We start from the raw sequence: 18,312 nt of genomic DNA on the forward strand, positions 1-18,312 counted from the left end.
AGGCGGCTGGTGAGTTCGTCGAACATCCACTTCGCGATCAAGGGCTCGTGGACCGGCTTTGGTGACCACACCCACTTGAACGGCTCGTTGACCTTGCCTCGCTTCGACGTGGTGGCGCGTCGGTTGAAGACTTGATAGCCCGTGTACTTGGGGTTCTGCAGGATCCCGGCTACGGAGCTCTTGCTCCAGGCGCCGCGGGTGCGGGACTTGCTCGGCGCGGTCGGCGGCGGGTAGCGCTCGAGGTCGGCGTTGAGACGGTCCGCGATGGTGTTGTAGCCGAGACCTTCGTGGTATCGCCACAGAGCGATCTGGGTCACGGTCTCGGCGCGTATGCCGTCCGGTTCGAGACGAGACTTGGTCTTGCCCTTCTCCGCTTTCGCCGGGCTCGGGTGAGGGACGACCTTGGCCTTGTAGCCGTACGGCGGCTTGCCGATGTTCCAGCCGTCTCGCACGTGGGTGCACAGCCCACCCCAGGACTGTTCGAGGGTGTTGAGGACCTCGTACTCGGCGATGGACTGATTGATGCGGCGCTGGAGGACGCGCTGAGCGCGGCTGCCGGAGAGCGTGATCGGTTCGTTCGACGCGAACAGCGGGACGTCCGCCCGCTCGAGTTCCCGCTCGACCGACAGGCCCTCGAAGGCTCTGCGTGCCACGCGGCTGATGCCTTCGCAGATCACTACGTCGAACGTTCGTGTGCGGCTCGGCGCCTGGTTGAGCAAGTCCGCGATTCCGCCTGCGCGTGGGACGGGGATGTCGAAGCGGTCGTAGTCCGCCCCTTGCCCCCGGTCCCCGAGTTCCATGCGGCCGGACTCGACGTCGTAGAAGTGCGCGACGATGACCCACGAGTCCGGGATCGCCGACTTGCAGTTGGCCAGCTGCCGAAGCATCGATTGGCGCGGGTCTTGCAGGTCTTCTGTGGACGTTCGCCCCAGGAACGCGACGCGTACTTCGTCGCGGAGCAAGGCGGCGGGCATGCCTAGAGGCGAAACCGCGTAGTCAGACAGTCCGGAGGGGCCGGAAACGTAGCGTCCTGGCGCTGGAGGGGCTGCGGCCTCTTGTTCGAAGGTCGTCATGTCGATTCGTCCTCGGGGGTCACCGGGTCGGGCTGATGCACGGCCCAGAGGAGCAGCTCGTCGATCAGGGCGTTGAGCCGCCGGTGGAGACGATCGCCCTCGGTCGCGGAAACCGTTGTGACGTAACCAGAATATCGGCGATCGCCAGATTTGAGTGGTTGATGGTAGCACCAAACCGGCTGGTCGGACGACGCTTCGAGCGGCTCGCGCGGTGCCGGAAGGTCTAAGTTGTCGGCAGTGTCCATGTCGTACCCGCCCCAGTTCTGCCGAGACATGCTCGGCTGTCGGTGAGACACGTCGCCCGAAGGCGGCGAATCCAACGAGATCGACAGAGACATGTTCTTGGGCGCCCGGTTCCATGCAGCGCGGACATGGCGCGTCGGCCGGGGCAGTGGTCTCGGGCTCGTGGCGGAGCGAGCGAGATCGGGCGAGACCTCGGTCTCGAGCGTCGAGACCTGCCTGGACTTCGTCTCGGAGGCTTGATCAGGTAGCGGATACCCCGATCGAGTGATGATCGACTTGCCCCGTGATCGGGGCAAAGCAGCTGGGTCAATCACCGCGCTCCAATGCCGCGACTACGCGCTATATGGGCGCACCCGGGCGGATGCTCGAGCGTAACGATAAAAGAATTGCCGGGCACTTTCGGCTGGCTTGCGTGCCTCTATGGGCAAGCCTGGTCGGCCAGGCGAGTGATAGTCTAAAGCAGTGACTTGTGAGTTTCTCGTGCATCCGTAGCTTTGAACGAGCGCGACAGTTCGTCGGCTGATGGTTGCCTTCCGAATTCAATGGTGAAGCCGCAGGCAGGTTCCTTCAGGTCGAATCGTGGATTCGGAGAGTCGATGAGGGTGATCAAGTGATTTGCTGGGATCGATGTGGCGACGTCGTCATCGGAGTTCTCACCCCGCGGCAAATCCGTTGGTTGAGGAAAAATCTGAACGACTACCACTGCCGGATTTCTCGTGCGCTCGAAGGTGACTTGGATGACCCTGTGGTTTCCGCTGTCCTCGAGTCCCGGCGGGCTGGTGGTTTGCTCGATACCGGTACGTGTCTCGTCGATGCGAGCGTGAAGGTCTCGACAGTGCTTGAATCGTTGCCGGGTCGTGGTGGTGCCGTCGAACTTCGAGACGACGAAGTACGATGGTCTTGGGTGTGGGTCCTGCATGAATTGCAAATGGCGTTGTCGGTGCGACTCGGCGAAAAGCGTCATTCGGATGCGGCGGGAAAATTGATGACCTGGTTGAGGCAGATGGTCGACGAAGTGGTCGGCTTGAGTGAGCTCCCTCTCGGGATCGGTAATTTCAGTCCTTATCCAAGGCGTGCTTGACGAGGAGGTAAACGTGTCAAGGAAGCAGGTTCGCCCAAACGGGGGCGATGATGACGATGAACCCGTAGTTCAGCAGGAAGAGCGGGCTGCGGCGAAAAAAACGAGAGACGATGACCTTGATCGTCTGATCGACGAAATGGACGAACTGTTGCCTCTTACGGAAGAGGAGGCGGATGTCATCGTTCGGGAATATGTTCAAAAGGGAGGGCAGTAGAGCGAGCGGGATCGAGGCCGGCCGAGACCTGGTCTCGCGACGGTGTCTCGGCGGACTCCGATCGGGTGAATGATGGCTTGCCCCAGGCCTGGAGCAAGGATCTGAGCAGGGAAAAGAGCGAGGGGCGGCTTCGAGCCTCGTGGCGATCTTGTCGTCACTCGAAGGGCCGCCACGATGTCCGTCACCTCCAGTCCGCTCACCGCGCTCCAACGTCAGCTCACTCACCCGAAGTCGCGCTTGCGGTTCGACGCTGCTCTTCGCTCCTGGTCGGCGCAAGATCCCGCGCTGGCAGATGCTGGTACTCACGAACGGCTTTCGGAGGTCCTTGCCACCCGTGACTACGTGCGCCACGACGAAGTGCTGTACGCGTTATTGCAGCGGTCCGCGCTCGCGGGCGACGAAGGCGTCGTAGCCGGCGAAGTCGTGCTGGACGCCATGCTGCCCGCGGTGCCCGGCATCGTCGGACGCGTGATCCGGGCGAGCCGGGCGGCGATCGGCACCTTCGGAGCCCGCCGTGGTGTCACGGGGGCCGGGGTCTCGGCGAACGAGGCGAAGACCGATGTCCAAGCCGGGGTCATCGGGCACCTGTGGGAGCAGATTCGCTGCTACCCCCTTCAGCGACGGCACCACGTCGCGGCCAACCTGGTCTTTGACACCCAGAGTGCCACGCTTCGCGCACTCGGTGTCGATGTCAGGCAAGCCGCCGCCGACGTTGTGACCATGGACCACGTCGCGGTGCATCAGCCGCCGGCTGACAAGGACGCGTCGGAAGAGTTGCTGGAGCTGCTGTCCTGGGCGGCCGAGCAGCAATGGCTCGACGAAGAGGAAGCGGCAATCCTGGCGGCTCGGTACTTCGGGGAACAGATGGGCCGGGACGGGGTCGCGACCGATCGCCAGCTCGGGACGCTGTTCGGGGTGAGCCAGCCGACGGCGACGCGGAGGCGAACTCGGGCGCTCGGCGCCTTGGCTGAGGCCGGCCGTGAATGGCAGCGTGCCGGTCAGGCGTGAATCAAAGGCCGACGGGTCACGCGTGTCTTGAACACCGTGACCCGTCCGACCTCAGGGAGCTTCCGTGACCGGACCCCGTGCCGACCTCTCCACCAGCGAACTGCTCATTGCCCACGCTCGTGTTCGAGCGAGGGGTCTGGGGCGGCGGCTCGAGTCGACGATGCTCGATCGGCAGCTGTACGACGAGCTCCGGCGTTTCCTCGACGAGGTCGGGTTCCCGGCCTGCGACGCACTCGACGGGCTCGCCGGTTCTGACGATCGAGAGCTGCGCAAACGCTTGCACCAGGTGCTGGGAATCGAGGCGCGGTGACGAACCAGGCGATCCCCGATGCCCGGCTGGAGTCCATCGTTCACACTGCGGCTCGCCGGATCGGCAGGGTACTGGGGTGGTGTGTGATCATCGCGAGCCCGCTGGCGGTGATCGTGGGCCTGGTGGTGCTGCGTCCGAGCCCACCGCCTGAAGCCCCGCAGTCCGAGCGGCTGCTCAAGGCTGACGAGCCGCAGGGCTGGGCGGAGATGTACGTCCGATCGTGGCTCTCGGCCCACCGTGGCGATTCCGCTGGGCTGGAGGCTTTCTATCCGGCGGGGATGAAGTCGACACGTGCGGTCGGCACGCAGATCCCGGTCGACACCAGCACGCTGTCGGTCTGGTCGCCGCGACTGGGCGCGTGGTCGGTGATGGTCGCCGCGGACGTCTTGGTGCAGCAACCCGACGGCAAGCACCGGGCGAGGCTGGTTTGCGCCGAGGCCAGCCTCGTCGGAAATGGCGAGGGCTATGTCGCGACATCGCTTCCGACGCCAGTGGCGTGTCCGCGCACGCTCGCCGCGGTCGAGCTCGACTACCCGGAGACCGCGGAACCGAACGGGCCGATCGGTCAGTCCGTGCACGGTTTTCTGCTCGCCTACCTGGTCGGCCGAGGCGAGCTGAACCGCTACGTCGCGCCTGGGACGAACATCGGTGCGATCGTTCCTCCACTGTACGCCGAGGTCCAGTTGTTGGAGCTGCGTACACACGAGCCGTTCGAGCCTGGCCAGGCGGCCCGGCCGCTGGACGGAACCGAGGTTCACGCAACCGCACGGGCCTGGGGATACGACGGCCTTGGGCAGGTCACCACGATCGACTATGCCCTCACTCTCGTCGCGCGGGCGGGCCGCTGGGAAATCAGCCGGATCGACCCCGTTCCGCTTCCGGCCGGGGAATAGGAGAAGAGATGTCGACCATCGTGCTCGCAGCCGACGTCAAGACCTGGATCGACACCAACCTCGCCTGGGGAGACCAGGCCGTTCGCCGCTTGATCCTGCTCGCGGCCGTCGTGGGTGGCATCGGCCTGCTGATCGGGACACGGGGCAACTTCACCCGCTCGATCAAGTACGGCGTGATCGCCGCGATCTTCCTCGGGATCCTGCTCAACCTCGACGGCGTGTCCGGCATGTTCGGCGCCTGGTTCACCAAATGACCCGCGGCGACGTCCTCATCGGACGGTCGTACACGCGGTCGCGCCGGTTTCCGAGGATGTTCGGGCGGATGCCCGGCCGGGACGGCGGTTACCTGCCTGGTGGCCCGTACACGCTCACTCAGGGCGTGGTCTTCCTCGTTCTTCTGCTGATCGTGTGGAAGCTGCCGCTTCTGGACTGGCTCGGCCCGGCGCGTTGGGGCGTGCCGCTGTTCGCGATCGCGGTCCGCCGCGCGCGGATCGAGTCGCGGACGCCCGCCAGCTGGCTGATCGGCCTCTTGGCACACCTGCTCGCGCCGTCGTCGGGCATGCTGGCCGGACGGCCCTATCGGCCAGCGCGGCCGGTGTCGTGTACGCCGCGTTTCCACATGCATGGTGCGACTGTGGGCAAGTCGGTGGATAACTCCGCGCCTGAGTCGTCACTGCAGCGGCTGCTTGCCGGAGCCCGGTGATGGAGAACCAGATCCAAGACATCAGCGGAAACCTGGTGTTCTGCGCGGACGGGTCGGTCTGGGCGGTGTGGCGGGCGCACCCGCGCGAGAGCGCTCGCTCGGCGGGAAAGCAGCTGCACGAGCTCTACGACCGCACCGTCACGTTCATGAAGTCCCTGCGCGGCGAGGTGATGTTGGCGTCGCTGTGTGAGCAGGTCCAGCCTCACGCGATCATCCGGCGCTGCCTCGGCGGTATCGACCTCGACGAGAACCCGCACTGGGCGGAAACGGTGCACAACGCGTGGGACCAGCTCGACGACCTCGACGTGCTCGGCCGTAGCTATTGGCTCGCCAAACCCCTCGCCGGCGACGGAGGCCGCGCTCTGCTGCGAGCCGCGGGAGCGGCGCTGAGCGCAGGCCTCGGTCTCCCGCCGCGGCCCGCGTCGCCTCACGGCGTCGCTGAGGCACAGGAACTCGCGCGTGTCGTCGAGCGCGAACTCGGCGGCGCGATCCCGCTTCGACCCGCGACCGAAGCCGAACTGCTGTGGTGGTTGAGTCGTGCTCCTGTCCGGGGCGTTCGTGAGCCGCAACTCGAACGCGCGTCGGCTGTGCACAACACCGGCGCGACCCTGTCACGCGGCCGTAGTCGTGCTCGGCTGGTGACCTTGCGCGGGACCGTGTTCGACGAAGGCGGCCGCAGCGACGAAGGCAAGCGGCGGGGAAATCCGCTACAGATTTTGAACAAGCGGTTCCTCAAGTGCATCACCCCGGACGACGAGGGACTGATCGAGAGCTACCAGGCTTTTCTGGTGCTCGCGGAGATGCCCCGCGCGTTCACCTTCCCCGGGCACGAGATCTTGTCGCGGCTGGCGAACATCGGCTTCGGAGTCGACTACGCCTTGCGCATTGCGGCGAAGACGAACGACGAGGCTCGCGCGGCCAACCGGCGCCGCACCCGCGATCTGATGAGCCAAGACGACGAACACAGCGGAGACACCGCGGGCGTACCCGCGGACGTTCACTCAGCCCAGGAGGAGATCCAGCATAAGAACGCCCGACTGGGCGCGAGCACCACCGAAATCGAACTCGAGGTCGGCGTCGTCGCGTGCGTGTGGGGTGACACCGCCGATGAGTGCGACGCACGGGCCAAGACGCTGCGGCAGATGTTCTTGGGCGGCGAGTACAAGTGGGAGAGGCCGCTCGGTGGGCAGAAGCAGCTCTATCAGGCGTTGCTCCCTGGCTACCGGACGCCGCTCGTCGTACGGGAATGCAGCCAGAACCTCCTCGCCGGCGACTGCGCGATGCTGCTCCCGATGTCGTCCGCTGACTTCGGCGATCCCAGCGGCGCTTTGTTCGGCATGGTCCTTGACGGCGGTGCGATCACGCCGTTCCTGCTCGACCCCACGTACGGGCCCACCCACGACTCGTCCGGCGGCGTCGCGGTGATCGGCGAACTCGGCTCCGGGAAATCGGTGGTACTGAAGAACATTGCTGCCGTCGTACGGCTGATGCTCGACGGTCGCGTCATCGCCATCGACCGCACCCGGAGCCGTGAATGGGAACCGGTTGCGAAGGCGCTCCCGGGCAACTGCCAGGTGGTCGACATCGTCGATCCCACGCTCGACAGCGAACGCGCCTTGAATGCCGAGCTGCGGCACTCGTAGAGCGATCGCGCGCCTGGGGCAGGCTGGGACATCGGCTGCCCGTCGTCGCGACGGCGGTGTTCGGCGCGCACGCTTCACTGGCTGGAGCGATGGTGCTGGCCAGGACAGGAGGAACGGGCCTTCGTCAGTCGCGATGAGCTAGACCATATGGATGTCGGGTGCCGGAGAACCGTCTCCTGTCGGCGGGCCACCTCTGCCAGTTGACGTTGAGGCGCTCACGTTCGCCCGACGCTCCTGAGCTGCGCTGTCGTCCACAGTGGCCAGATCGGCCTCGATGGTGGCCCTCCTGGCGGGGCTGAAGAGTCGGTCGGCGTAAAAGGCTGAAACGAATTCGAGTAGCTGATCGTCCGCGGGACCCTCGTCGAGTTTCCCGGCGGCTGTTGAGTTCGTCGAACATCCATTTCGCGATCAAGCGTAAACGCCCGGAAAGCACGCTGCGGGGTCGCGATTCTCTACGCTCGGACCCGATCCCGAGGGTTCGTGGTCGGTTCAGGCGCGGGAGACGGCTTTGGCCCGCATGAGGAAATCGGACAGGAATCCGTCGTGTGGCAGGCCGGGTCGGTGCCAGCACGTCGGGCGGGCGCCGACGTGGAGGTTGGGAATGGTGGGGTCCTCGGCGAGTGCGCCGATCAAGTCCTCTCGTTCGGTCAGTGCGGTGAGGACCAGAGAGTTGCGCAGAGGCCTTGTACCGTCGGCGGGTTTCCAGGGGGCGAACCAGGCGCAGGGAAAGGGGAGTTCGGTTCCGAGTTGACGGGCTCGAGGGTGTTCGAGCAGGTGCAACGCGGGGCGCAGTACCGCGCTCCCATCACCGAGCGGCGTGGCGACTCCGTCCGATCCGAGGATCTGCCTGGCGTCTCGGGCGGCCCGTTCGAGGTAGGCCGCCAGGCGTGCGGCACCGGTTTCGGTATCGACTGGCAGGGTTGCTTCGACGTCTTGCGGGGGTAGGTCCCGCAGCAGGCTCAGACGTTGGGCTACCGCGTCGGCCAGTTCGGCGGGGTCGTGTTCCGTGAGGACGGCGGTGGTGTTGATGCAGGCTGTTCCGCCGTGGCCGGCGATCGAATCGACCACGACATCGAGGTGTTTCTCCCAGGCGACGTCGCTGGTGATGAGAATCTTGGAGCGTCCCGGGCCCTGGACGAGCACCTTGGGGTCGGCCGAATACTTTCGGGCGACCTCGTCGCCGCCGTAGACGACGGCAAGGTCGGCCAAGGTGGTCAGCTGGTCGACCTGGGCATGGGTGGTCGGGAGGAAGACGAGTTGCCGTCGCTCGATTCCGGCCGCGTGCAACGCGGCGACCAGTCGCTGTGGGGTGAAGGGTTCCCGGGTCGAGGGTCGTACGACGACGCGATATCCCAGTGCGAGAGCCTCCAGCCACAGGGTGTGGATCGAGGGGTGGTTACCGGCGGCGATGACGGTCAGGATCTCGCCTCGGCGGCACCACAGAGCCCGTCCCTCCCCGGTGGTCGAGTCCTGCCAGTCGGTCACCGCCGTGGTGGGGCGGCCGGCCGTGGAGAACTCGCCGATACCCGCGGCGGCGAAGGCGATGCTGTGGGAGGACTCGACGACCGTCGAGAGGGGGAGTCCGGCGGTTCGGCTCACCAGGTGCTGGTATTCGGCCGGTCCGAGGCCGCCCAAGACGTCTTCGGCGAACATCCGGCCGGCCCGTTCGATCGCCGACAGCCGTTCCGCGCGAGGGGCGACCTTGTCCGTGGCGCGGAGCGCGGTCATTGTCCGGTTCACGTAGCCTGTGGGAACCAGGCTGAGCGCCGCGACCGGCTGGCCGGTGACGTCGTGGAGTGGGTATGGCCGCAATGTCCGATAGGGGCCGGTGACGCCGACGGCGTCGATCGGAAGCAGGTCCTGTGTCGTCGTCATCAGTAGACACCCTCGATCACGTCTTCACCGTCGTGAGACGCGGTCGGTTCGACGGCGGCGACCGCGTCACCGGGCTGGCCGGACAAGGGGGCGCATCGGAGTGCGGTGTCCCGTTCCAGGTTGTTGGGCAGCAACATCGCCTTGCTGATGTGATTGACCAGAACGCGACCGCGGGCACCGGGTTCGACCGATCGTCCGGTGTCGGCGTCGACCACCGAGAACGTCAGGTGCAGGCTGGAGCTGTCGAACACGCACATGTCGTCGGCGCTCAGTCCCGGACGTTCTTTGGCCGCGCCCAGGAACGTCGTACTTCCGTAAGCGCCGATGATCTTCTTGTCCGGGAAGAGTTCGGTGCGGTAGAAGAAGCGGCTTTCGGCGTCCATATGGGTACCACCCCAGATGATGACTTCGACCTTGGCCTTGATCAGATCGACCAGATCCGGTCGACCGGCGATACGATCGAGCATCGGTGGCGAGAGCAGCAGAACCGAGACGTCCTGCGATTCCAGTACGTGGGTGGCTTGCTCGACGAGATGCTCGGAATAAGCGGCGGCTCCGCCGGGATCGTCGGCGGCGATGAGCTTCTTGACCCAACGTGGGTCCATGTCGATCGAGAACTTCAGCCCGCCCATGTGCACGGCCTCGTGATCGGAAAAGCCGCCCACCATATGCGGACGCCCGGGCATCAATGCCAGCCAATTTCCGCCGGGAAATACGCCGTGTCCAGCGAACTCCCTGGTGCTGATGGTCAGGGCTCGGTTCAGCCAGTCTCGTAGGAAGACGATACGTTTCGGCGCGCCGGTGGTGCCACCGCTTTCGAATACGCCGACCACGTCCGGGTGCGCACCGTATCCGCGGGGCACCAGGTCTGATACCCGCGCCGTGCGCAGGTCGTCGACGACGTTGGGAAACAATCGCAAGTCGTCGAAGCTCTTTATGTCGGCTAGTGGGTCGAAGTCCAGCTTGGTGCGGCGGTCGAGCCAGAAAGGTGAGCCCGTCTCCGGGGTGAAGTGCCATTTCATCGCGGCTTGAACGAACTGGTCCGGGTCGGGAGGGGCATCGAAGGAGTAGTCCAGGATTTCCGCGGCGTCGTTCACGACGGTGTTCCTCTCGGACGGAGGCGACTTCGAGGCAGCCCGAGCTGGGATCACCGCACCTCCACAAGGTCGGCTCGCCGAGGCGAGCCAGAACGTGCAATCGAGTCGGCCGTCGGTCGAGCTTGCTCCGCCGTCAACTGTAACCACGTCGTCTGGAGCGGCCTTAGCAGGCGTTCCACGGGACGGAACGACGCCCGTTCGAATACCTTGTTCTCATGGCCGGATGGAGCGCAAACTGGAGTACAGTCCCGCAAAAGGCAGGATGGGTCGATCTTGGCCGGCAACGTCACTGAACCGCGGAGTGATCGCTTTGGAACTTGGCCTTCAAATCGCCGACTTCAACTGGAAGGTCGGAACCGCGCGACTCGGCGCGGAACTCACGGTAACCGCTCAGGAGGCGGAGTCCGCCGGTATTTCCCGGATCAGCGTCATGGATCACCTGTGGCAGATAGCCCCGCTGGGTCCGCCCGAAAACTACATGCTCGAGGCGTACGCGACGCTGGGGTTCCTGGCCGCCTGCACGAAGCGGGTCTTGCTGCACACCCTGGTCACCGGGGTCGTTTATCGCGAACCAGGTCTCCTTGCGAAACTGGTGTCCACGATCGACGTACTGTCCGGTGGGAGGGCAGGCCTCGGCATCGGTGCTGCCTGGTACCAGGACGAGGCCGAAGGACTCGGTGTGCCCTTTCCCGCGACAGCCGAGCGGTTCGAGCGCCTTGAAGAAGCGGTGCAGATCTGCCTGGAGATGTGGGCTGACGGTGACGCGCCCTACACGGGAAAGCACTATTCGTTGGGGCGAACGCTGAACTCGCCGCAACCTCTGAGGCGCCCGCGACCGTACTTGATGATCGGCGGTGGTGGAGAGAAGAAAACGCTTCGCATGGTCGCCCGATACGCCGACGCGTGCAACTTGGCGCGTCAAGGGGCAGCCGGCAAGCTGGACGTTCTTCGGGCGCACTGTGAACGAGAAGGCCGCGATTACGACGACATCGAGAAGACCGTGACCATGCAGGTCACTCCAGAAACGACGTCCGCGGAAATCGTCGAACAGCTGGAGATGCTGCACGCATTGGGGTTCAGTGTGGCCTATGTGCTGGCCAAGCATTCGAATCCGCGCGCGCTGGTCGAAACGTTGGCGCAGGTGCAGCCTGCTGTATCGACCTGGTAGCGAGCGGGGGACTGGATCAGCTGCTGGACATGACCGGATTCCGATGCTCGGGATACGTGATCGGGACTGCCGAGACCTCGTCGAGGCGTTGCCGTAGCTCGACCGGAAGTTCGACCGACTCGGAACGAAGTGACTCTTCCAACTGATCGACAGTCCGGGCACCGACGAGAGGGGCGACCACACGAGGCCGGTCCCGGGCCCAGCTCAGGGCGATACTGCCCGGTGTCACCCCGAGTGCTCGGGCGCACTCGACCACTTCGAGGACGATGCGGGAACAACGGTCGTTGACCACGTACTTCTGGACATACCCGCGAAAGAAGTTGCTTTTCGCCTTTTCGTCGGTGATCCCGGCGACATATTTTCCGGTCAGTACTCCGCGCCCGAGGGGCGCCCAGGGCAGGATGCCCAGGTCGAACTCCTCCGCAGCAGGGAGAACTTCACGCTCGATCCCCCGCTGCAGCAGGGAGTACTCGACCTCGAGCGTCGCCAAAGCCGCCTGGCCACGTATCTGTTGTGTAGTCGCGGCTTTCGCCGTCTGCCAGCCGCAATAGTTGCACACCCCGACCGCTCGCGTCTTTCCCGAGGATACGGCCTTGTCGATTGCGGTGAGTGTCTCTTCGACCGGCGTCTCGTAGTCCCAGGCGTGGATCTGCCAGAGGTCGACGTGTTCGGTGCCGAGTCGCCGGAGTGAGTCGTCGAGCTCGTTCAGGAGCCGGCCGTGTGACGCATCGGTGCGCAGTGGCGGCCGACCGGGAACGAGGCCGGCTTTGGTCGCGATCACGAAGTCACGTCGGTTGAAGCTCTTTGACAGCAGATCGCCGATCACCTGCTCACTGCGGGTGTTTCCGTACACGTTGGCGGTGTCCAGGAAGGTGCCGCCCAAGTCCGCGAACAGTCGCATTTGGGCGGCGGAGTCGTCTTCGGTGCCAGGGAAGCCCCAAGTGGCGGTACCGAGTCCCAGTCTCGACACCTCGATGTCAGTGCCAGGGATGCCGCGTTTCTTCATTCCTTCTGCGCTCCTGGTTCCCGCTTGGTCGGCTGGTGACGTTTCTCGCGTAGTGCGCAGGTGAGCCTGGCGGAGCAGACCAGTCTGCCCACGTCGTCGGTGATCTTGATTTCGAAGGTGGACATCGTTCTGCCGAGATGCAGCGGGGTGGCCACTCCGGTGACGACGCCCTCGGCGACACCGCGGTGGTGTGAGCACGAAAGCTCGACACCCAGGGCGATCCGGCCGTGTCCTGCCGCGTGGAGAGCGGCCGCCGCGGTACCCAAGGTTTCAGCGAGCACCGCGCTCGCGCCGCCGTGCAGCAGGCCCCACGGTTGCTGGTTCCCGGCTACGGGCATCGAGCCGACGAGCCGGTTCATGTTCATGTCGATGATCTCGATACCCATGATGTGGGCCAAGCTGCCGCGCTCCCCGCGGACACTGTCGATCGAGCCTTGCCCGGTCTGGAACATGGATGTCTGCCTCTGCTTCGGATCTTTGGTCGGTAAGCCAGGCCTCGACGCGCTCGCCGCCGGGTGCGCGCCGCAATCTCCGTCAGCCCTTCAGGATCACAGGCAACGCCTGAAGTCGTCGGACGAACTTCCCTGGACGCCACTGGATCTCCTCAGGGGGAAGAAGCAGCTCGGTCCGGGGATAGCGTTGGAAAAGAGTCCGAAGCGCGGTCGCGGTCTCGATCTTGCCGAGTTGCGCCCCGAGGCACCGGTGCGCACCGTGACCGAAGCCGAGATGTCCCTTTGTGGAGCGGTCGACGTCGAAGACGTCCGGATCATCGAAGAAGTCTGGGTCGCGATTCGCCGCCGCTGGAGAGATGAGCAAGAGTTCTCCCGCCGGGATGGTCACCCCGCCGACCTCGATCGGCGCGGAGGTATAGCGTGGTGGCACGAAGCGAAAGTTCGACTCGTATCGGACGAGTTCGTCGACGGCTTTCTCGAACAGGGTGGGATCGGCGAGTAGCTTCGCCAGTTCTTCTGGATTGTTCAGCAGTGTGAACGCGCCATTGCCGATCGCGATCGACGGTCCCATGCCGCCGACCAGTACCAAGACGTAGGTCGAGGTCAGTTCATCCTCGGTCAACTGGCCTTGGTCGTGCAAGTGCATGAGAGTGGTGCACAGGTCGTCGGCGGGCTCGCGCCGTTTGAGGGCGAGGAGGTCCTTGGAAAAGGTGTGCAACTCCTCGGCCGCCTTCTCGATCTCGCTGATGATCGGCGACGTGATCATCTCCGTGACCTGTGTGGCGAGCAGGTTCACCTCGGTCGTCGGAATACCCAGCAGCTCACAGATGATCGTCCCGGCCATGGGACGGGCGAGATCGGCGGCGATGTCGACCGGTTCACCGACCGGCAGTGCGTTCGTCAGTTCGTCGGCGAGCCGCTGGGACCTGGGGCGGAGTTCGGCGAGCTTCGCCGGCGTGAAAACGTTGCCGACCAGGGCACGCAGGCGGTGGTGGTGCTCACCGTCCCGGTCGAAGAAACTCCGTCGGGACCCGTGCGGAAGATGCGCGCGCTGCTGCTCCTTGATCAGGCAGTGACTGTTGATCGCATGCCGATGGGCGACGAGGTCACGAAGAACGGTCGGATCGGCGAGGACTTTTCGTACGTCTTCGTACCGCGTGATGGCCCACATGCGGTATCCATTGTTTTCTATGGGATACGCCGGGCTTGATTCACGGACCTTGGCCAGTGTCCCGTAAGGATCTGTCATCAAGTCGCGGGACTTGATACGACCCAGTTCTGTGGGGACCTCGCCGCTGCTTTTCTGTTTAACGTCCATTGCCAACAGTCCTCGTTCGCCGTGATGTCTCGACTACCAGTTGACCATCATCGTTCGCGGGCCTCGCATCACCTGGTTCTTCCAATGGATTTCCCCGACGCTCAGATTCGGGAAGGAGAGCGCGAGCGCGGAGAGGGCCTCCTGGAGTTGGAGCCGGGCAAGTGCGATTCCCAAGCAGTGGTGCCGCCCGTGGCCGAAGGCCAGATGACGATTACGGTCACGGTCGACACGGAAGACGTCAGGAGCGGGGAACTCCTGCCCGTCCCTGTTGCTGGCGCCGATCGAGACGAGAACGACGTCACCGGCCGCGATTTGTGTCGTGCCTAGTACGACGTCGACCAGGGCATAGCGTGGCATCGAGCCGGCCCCGGCCATGACCGGTACGAACCTCAGCAACTCTTCGATCGTGGCTTCGAGGTGTTGCGGCTCATCTCGAAGCGATCTCCAGATATCCGGTCGATCCGTCAGGAAGTTGGTGAAGTTGGCGATCTGGTTCGAGGTCGTCTCATACCCGGCGAACAACAGCTCCCTGGTCACCACCAGTAACTCGGCTTCGGACAGCCGATCGTCGTCCTCGCGTGCGTTGATCAGGTCTGTCAACAGGTCGTCGCTCGGAGCGGCACGTCGTGCGGCCACCAGGCCGACGAGGTAATCGTTGAGCTGACGCGATCGCAGCTCGGTTTCCTCCGCGGCCAGGGAGTTGGTGGAGAATTGGGCCTCACTCCACAAGCGCAGCCGAGCACGGTCCGGTCTGGGAACTCCGAGGATCTCGCAGATCACATGCAGGGTCAGGGGAATCGCGTAGTTCTCCACGAGGTCCGCCGGTGGGCCTGAATCCTTCATGCCGGCGATGAGCTGTCGCGCATGGGCGCGTACTTGCGGGCGCAGGCGTTCGATGCGCTTCTTGGTGAAGTTCTTGGTGATCAGGCCGCGCAACCGCGTGTGATCCTGATCGTTCAGAGTCAACAGATTTGGATCAGCCGGGAAGTTCGACTGGCGCGGGACCGAACGCCCAGGGATCGCCGCGCTGCTGAAGCGGGGGTCGTTCAGGACGATACGTGCGAGATCGTAGTCGATCACAAGCCACGCAGGGTCGCCTCGCGGCAGGCGCACCCTGCTGAGGGTCGGTGAATCGCGCAGACACTTGTACCGGGCGGACACCTCAAGTGACTCGTGGTTGTTGAACGGGTAGTCCAACGGTTCGGGCCTGACGTTGAGATCAGGCCGGAATACATCGCTATTGCTCACCACACCTCCTCGCCGCTGATTCCGCGCGTGATCGTCGAATGCCTGCAGCGCCCGGAGCCAGTGGCCATGAGTAAGAAGGACAAGGTTAGCGAGGGATTCTCCGTGGTACCACGCGAGATTCCAAGAGGTGGAACCTCGCGTGGTACCACGGAGAGTAAGATGGAACCGTCACGTGGTGCGAGGGCGTCGCAGTCGATGATGCCGAAGCTGGAGTGCGCCAGGTCAGAGCCGCAGCGGGCTCGTCGAATCCCACAGGCGTGCCCGGAGTTCGCCGCCCAGGCGGCGACGGCCGAGATCCGCACGGTCGAATCGCTGAGGCGCGACGGGAACTTTCCGATCTGCAGGGGCTTGGCGAGCACCACGGCCCGCGGCGCGGGGTTCTGCACGTCCGGATTCCTGATGCTGACCGAAGGTTTCCAGCCCAGCGGCCGGTCACAGGCCGCGAGGTCCCCTCGGCGTCTCTGTACCGCTGCATCGGGTCGGAACCTCGCCCACAGGAATCAATCGTTCATTCAATCGTCACGAAACGAACCGACTCCGGCGCCGACCGAACCTGCGACGAGGTCGGCACGATGCCGGGCTGTCGCACCCAGTCCTTCGCCGACCTCGAGATCTAAACCAGTCGCCGCGCCTCCTCCGGTGCCAACACCAGCCTCACCTCCACGCCGGCGTCTTCACTCCGGCATGTCGGGCAGAAAGCACCGAAAAACGGGCAGTCCCCGCCGCCGCGCGTTCGAGGGTGCGCGAGGGCAGACCGGCTGACTTTTGAGACAAAGAGCCGGTCCTCGTTTCGGCTTGCGCCCCTACGCTTCGTTGGCCGGATCCGGCATCGAAACCGGAGAGAAGGTTCCTTCCTTGGGGCAGGATAGGAGTGAGCTGCGAATGTCGATCCTCACTACACCGGAGAATTTTCAACCTGCGGTTCGACCGAGGACCGCGGAGGGGGTTCGTCGATTTTCACTGACCGCGGCGGAGTCTTCCGAAGTGGCAAGCCTTGCCGATCGCACGCTGGGCGCGATGAGCGATGGAGAGCTGGTCGGTCATTTGGACGAAGTTCGGGTGGCTTCGGAGAATCTGCCATCGCGTCTCAGAAGTTTTCTCATCGAATCACGGGTGACCGAGTCCGAAATCTTCTCGGTCTCCGGCCTGCCCATCGGATCCGATCTTCCACCAACCCCCGCGGGCTGGACGGCCGCCCAGCGGACCGGTGCCGGACTGCGGGAGCAGATGGTGTTGCTCCTGTGCGGCTCGCTCGTCGGCGATCCGTTCACCTGGGCCACACAGCAGAACGGCCGGCTGGTCCACGACGTGTGTCCCGCACCGGACGCGGAGCGATCGCTCACCAGCGCCAGCAGCCTCGCTGCTCTCTCATTGCACACCGAGGACGTACACCACGCCTGCCGTGGTGACTATGTCGCACTGCTGTGCCTGCGGAATCCGGACGCGGTCGCCACCTCTGTGGTCAGGGCCGACGCCGTCGCACTGGCACCGGAGATCCGTCGGCTGTTGCGTGAGCAGCGGTTCGAGTTCCATCCGGACGACTCACACACCGGCAGTGGGCGTGACGCGGGATCAGCCGTCGACGAGGGGCCGGTGTTCTTCGGCCCCGAGGAGCGGCCCTATGTGCGCTTCGACGCCGACTTCGTTTCCGGGAAGGACGACGTCGCTCAGGATGCTGTCCGCGATGCCGCGAAATGCTTCCAGGCTGCCACCGAGCAGCTGGTTCTCGAACCCGGTGAAGTCGTCTTTCTCGACAACTATCGCGTGGTGCACGGGCGGGGTTCGTTCGTCCCGCGTTACGACGGCACGGATCGCTGGCTCAAGCGGGTCAATTTGGCGCGGGACATCCGGCGCACATACCGCAAGTTGGGCACGCGGTCGAGAGTGATCAAGTAGCCGTGGCCGAACCGGGCGAGGGCGCCATAGATCTCCGATCCGACACGGTGACCAGGCCCGACCGGGCGATGCGCGCGGCGATGGAGCGCGCCGAGGTGGCCGACAACGTCATTGACACCGATCCGACGATGGCCGTCTTGGAGCGCCGGATCGCGGTTCTGCTCGGCATGCCCGCCGGACTGTGGATGCCCAGCGGCACGATGGCGAATCTTGTCGCGCTGATGGTTCATCTCCAGCGCGGCGACCGTTTCCTCGCGCCGCGTGACGTACACATCTTGGCGGACGAATTGGGTGGGGCGGCGTGGTTGGCAGGCGGCATGCCCGAGCCTATGCCGCATGACGGTGGGCCGGGTCGACCGTCGCCATCGGCGGTGCGGTCCGCGTGCCCGCCGACCGGCACGGCTTACAACGAACTGCGCACCACGTTGCTCTGCCTGGAGAACACGCACAATGCGGCCGGAGGAGCGGTCACCTCACCGGATGAGCACGAACGCCTGGTCATGGCCGCGCGTGATCGCGGGCTTCTGGTGCATCTTGACGGCGCCCGGTTGTGGAACGCGGCCGTCGCGCTCGGCGTCGCGCCATCGGCACTGACGACCGGTGTCGATTCGGTCCAAGTCTGTCTCTCGAAGGGCCTTGGCGCGCCAGTCGGCTCGGTGTTGGCGGGCAATGAGGAGTTCATCGCGGCCGGTCGCCGGGTTCGGCAGATGCTTGGTGGCGGTGTGCGCCAAGGCGGCGTCCTCGCCGCAGCCGGTCTCGTCGCGCTCGACCGGATCGACGAGCTTGTCGAAGACCATGGTAAGGCGCGCACGCTCGCGTCCGGGCTGGCAAGGCTGGGTTGGGCCGTGAACCGGCCCGAAACCAATATCGTCCTCGCGACCGTGCCCTCGGTACCGGTGATGCTCACGAAACTGGCGCGACTCGGCATTCTCGCTTCGGAGATCGCGGGGCAGGTGCGATTCGTGACTCATCGCGACATCACCCATTCCGGAATCGAGGATGTGTTGGTCCGGATCAGCGCTGGAATCGCCGTCGCAGAACCTGTTGAAGAAATCGGCTTCGCTTTGGAAGGGTGAATGGTGTA

18 protein-coding genes and 1 pseudogene are annotated in these 18,312 nt (G+C 64.8%); 11 read left to right on the top strand and 8 right to left on the bottom strand.

Features of this window, described 5'->3' with window-relative positions; translation table 11 throughout:
- Window positions 1-5: 5 nt before the first annotated feature.
- Together SD37_RS43620 and SD37_RS09220 are read right to left on the bottom strand one after the other, a co-directional pair.
- Window positions 6-1,073, bottom strand: a pseudogene (locus tag SD37_RS43620) (recombinase family protein); the annotation flags it as partial.
- Window positions 1,070-1,318: a hypothetical protein gene (locus SD37_RS09220; RefSeq protein WP_145926557.1), complete on the bottom strand. Its 249-nt coding sequence runs from the start codon at window positions 1,316-1,318 to the stop codon at window positions 1,070-1,072. The gene SD37_RS09220 and the pseudogene SD37_RS43620, both read right to left, overlap by 4 nt.
- A 674-nt stretch (window positions 1,319-1,992) precedes the next feature.
- Between SD37_RS09220 and SD37_RS42490 the strand changes: the two genes are divergently transcribed.
- The 8 genes from SD37_RS42490 to SD37_RS09250 all read left to right on the top strand — a co-directional run bounded on the left by SD37_RS42490 (window position 1,993) and on the right by SD37_RS09250 (window position 7,168).
- Complete coding sequence (locus SD37_RS42490) at window positions 1,993-2,397, top strand: hypothetical protein (protein WP_145926558.1); 405 nt, start codon at window positions 1,993-1,995, stop codon at window positions 2,395-2,397.
- Between the two features lie 13 nt (window positions 2,398-2,410).
- On the top strand, window positions 2,411-2,611 hold the full coding sequence (locus SD37_RS41870) for a ubiquitin-like protein Pup (protein ID WP_145926559.1): 201 nt from the start codon (window positions 2,411-2,413) through the stop codon (window positions 2,609-2,611).
- 174 nt (window positions 2,612-2,785) lie between these two features.
- Window positions 2,786-3,619 (top strand): helix-turn-helix domain-containing protein, encoded by an 834-nt coding sequence (locus SD37_RS09230; RefSeq protein WP_044852696.1) that lies wholly within the window; start codon window positions 2,786-2,788, stop codon window positions 3,617-3,619.
- A 64-nt stretch (window positions 3,620-3,683) separates the two neighbouring features.
- Window positions 3,684-3,929, top strand: a complete 246-nt coding sequence (locus SD37_RS42495) for a hypothetical protein (protein ID WP_145926560.1) — start codon at window positions 3,684-3,686, stop codon at window positions 3,927-3,929.
- Complete coding sequence (locus SD37_RS09235) at window positions 3,926-4,822, top strand: conjugal transfer protein (RefSeq protein WP_236725299.1); 897 nt, start codon at window positions 3,926-3,928, stop codon at window positions 4,820-4,822. The genes SD37_RS42495 and SD37_RS09235 overlap by 4 nt, the downstream gene beginning before the upstream one ends.
- 8 nt (window positions 4,823-4,830) lie before the next feature.
- Window positions 4,831-5,076: a hypothetical protein gene (locus SD37_RS09240; RefSeq protein WP_044852697.1), complete on the top strand. Its 246-nt coding sequence runs from the start codon at window positions 4,831-4,833 to the stop codon at window positions 5,074-5,076.
- Window positions 5,073-5,525, top strand: coding sequence for a hypothetical protein (locus tag SD37_RS09245; protein WP_145926561.1), 453 nt, complete (start codon window positions 5,073-5,075; stop codon window positions 5,523-5,525). The genes SD37_RS09240 and SD37_RS09245 overlap by 4 nt, the downstream gene beginning before the upstream one ends.
- Window positions 5,525-7,168, top strand: a complete 1,644-nt coding sequence (locus tag SD37_RS09250) for an ATP-binding protein (RefSeq protein ID WP_044852843.1) — start codon at window positions 5,525-5,527, stop codon at window positions 7,166-7,168. Before SD37_RS09245 ends, SD37_RS09250 begins: the two co-directional genes overlap by 1 nt.
- A 489-nt stretch (window positions 7,169-7,657) precedes the next feature.
- On the opposite strand, the gene SD37_RS09255 is transcribed toward SD37_RS09250, so the two are convergent.
- Together SD37_RS09255 and SD37_RS09260 are read right to left on the bottom strand one after the other, a co-directional pair.
- On the bottom strand, window positions 7,658-9,043 hold the full coding sequence (locus tag SD37_RS09255) for an aldehyde dehydrogenase family protein (protein WP_044852698.1): 1,386 nt from the start codon (window positions 9,041-9,043) through the stop codon (window positions 7,658-7,660).
- Window positions 9,043-10,140 carry a phenylacetate--CoA ligase family protein gene (locus SD37_RS09260; protein ID WP_044852699.1) on the bottom strand — a complete coding sequence of 366 codons (1,098 nt, stop codon included), beginning with the start codon at window positions 10,138-10,140 and terminating at the stop codon, window positions 9,043-9,045. The genes SD37_RS09255 and SD37_RS09260 overlap by 1 nt, the downstream gene beginning before the upstream one ends.
- Before the next feature lie 310 nt (window positions 10,141-10,450).
- On the opposite strand from SD37_RS09260, the gene SD37_RS09265 reads away from it, so the two are divergent.
- On the top strand, window positions 10,451-11,308 hold the full coding sequence (locus SD37_RS09265) for an LLM class F420-dependent oxidoreductase (protein ID WP_044852844.1): 858 nt from the start codon (window positions 10,451-10,453) through the stop codon (window positions 11,306-11,308).
- A 16-nt stretch (window positions 11,309-11,324) separates the two neighbouring features.
- Here the strand turns inward: SD37_RS09265 and SD37_RS09270 are convergent, their stop codons facing one another.
- From SD37_RS09270 to SD37_RS09285, 4 genes are all read right to left on the bottom strand, one after another.
- The gene (locus SD37_RS09270; RefSeq protein WP_044852700.1) at window positions 11,325-12,314 is read right to left on the bottom strand and encodes an aldo/keto reductase; all 990 of its coding nucleotides are present in this window, start codon (window positions 12,312-12,314) and stop codon (window positions 11,325-11,327) included.
- Window positions 12,311-12,766 (bottom strand): PaaI family thioesterase, encoded by a 456-nt coding sequence (locus SD37_RS09275; protein WP_044852701.1) that lies wholly within the window; start codon window positions 12,764-12,766, stop codon window positions 12,311-12,313. The genes SD37_RS09270 and SD37_RS09275 overlap by 4 nt, the downstream gene beginning before the upstream one ends.
- Window positions 12,767-12,848: 82 nt before the next feature.
- Window positions 12,849-14,084, bottom strand: coding sequence for a cytochrome P450 (locus SD37_RS09280; protein WP_052675013.1), 1,236 nt, complete (start codon window positions 14,082-14,084; stop codon window positions 12,849-12,851).
- A gap of 33 nt (window positions 14,085-14,117) precedes the next feature.
- The gene (locus SD37_RS09285; protein WP_044852846.1) at window positions 14,118-15,332 is read right to left on the bottom strand and encodes a cytochrome P450; all 1,215 of its coding nucleotides are present in this window, start codon (window positions 15,330-15,332) and stop codon (window positions 14,118-14,120) included.
- An 882-nt stretch (window positions 15,333-16,214) separates the two neighbouring features.
- On the opposite strand from SD37_RS09285, the gene SD37_RS09295 reads away from it, so the two are divergent.
- Together SD37_RS09295 and SD37_RS09300 are read left to right on the top strand one after the other, a co-directional pair.
- Complete coding sequence (locus SD37_RS09295; protein WP_201788875.1) at window positions 16,215-17,228, top strand: TauD/TfdA family dioxygenase; 1,014 nt, start codon at window positions 16,215-16,217, stop codon at window positions 17,226-17,228.
- A 2-nt stretch (window positions 17,229-17,230) separates the two neighbouring features.
- The gene (locus SD37_RS09300) at window positions 17,231-18,304 is read left to right on the top strand and encodes a threonine aldolase family protein (RefSeq protein ID WP_044852702.1); all 1,074 of its coding nucleotides are present in this window, start codon (window positions 17,231-17,233) and stop codon (window positions 18,302-18,304) included.
- The last annotated feature ends 8 nt before the right edge of the window (window positions 18,305-18,312 follow it).

The sequence above is a fragment of the Amycolatopsis orientalis genome, assembly GCF_000943515.2.
Lineage (GTDB): Bacteria > Actinomycetota > Actinomycetes > Mycobacteriales > Pseudonocardiaceae > Amycolatopsis > Amycolatopsis orientalis.

Excerpts from the sequence above, each read along its gene's own strand:
- SD37_RS09220 (WP_145926557.1), bottom strand. The coding sequence starts at position 1,318 with ATGGACACTGCCGACAACTTAGACCTTCCGGCACCGCGCGAGCCGCTC.
- SD37_RS09240 (WP_044852697.1), top strand. The coding sequence starts at position 4,831 with ATGTCGACCATCGTGCTCGCAGCCGACGTCAAGACCTGGATCGACACC.
- SD37_RS09295 (WP_201788875.1), top strand. The coding sequence starts at position 16,215 with ATGTCGATCCTCACTACACCGGAGAATTTTCAACCTGCGGTTCGACCG.
- SD37_RS09230 (WP_044852696.1), top strand. The coding sequence starts at position 2,786 with ATGTCCGTCACCTCCAGTCCGCTCACCGCGCTCCAACGTCAGCTCACT.
- SD37_RS09280 (WP_052675013.1), bottom strand. The coding sequence starts at position 14,084 with ATGGACGTTAAACAGAAAAGCAGCGGCGAGGTCCCCACAGAACTGGGT.
- SD37_RS09275 (WP_044852701.1), bottom strand. The coding sequence starts at position 12,766 with ATGTTCCAGACCGGGCAAGGCTCGATCGACAGTGTCCGCGGGGAGCGC.
- SD37_RS09250 (WP_044852843.1), top strand. The coding sequence starts at position 5,525 with ATGGAGAACCAGATCCAAGACATCAGCGGAAACCTGGTGTTCTGCGCG.
- SD37_RS09255 (WP_044852698.1), bottom strand. The coding sequence starts at position 9,043 with ATGACGACGACACAGGACCTGCTTCCGATCGACGCCGTCGGCGTCACC.
- SD37_RS09245 (WP_145926561.1), top strand. The coding sequence starts at position 5,073 with ATGACCCGCGGCGACGTCCTCATCGGACGGTCGTACACGCGGTCGCGC.
- SD37_RS09270 (WP_044852700.1), bottom strand. The coding sequence starts at position 12,314 with ATGAAGAAACGCGGCATCCCTGGCACTGACATCGAGGTGTCGAGACTG.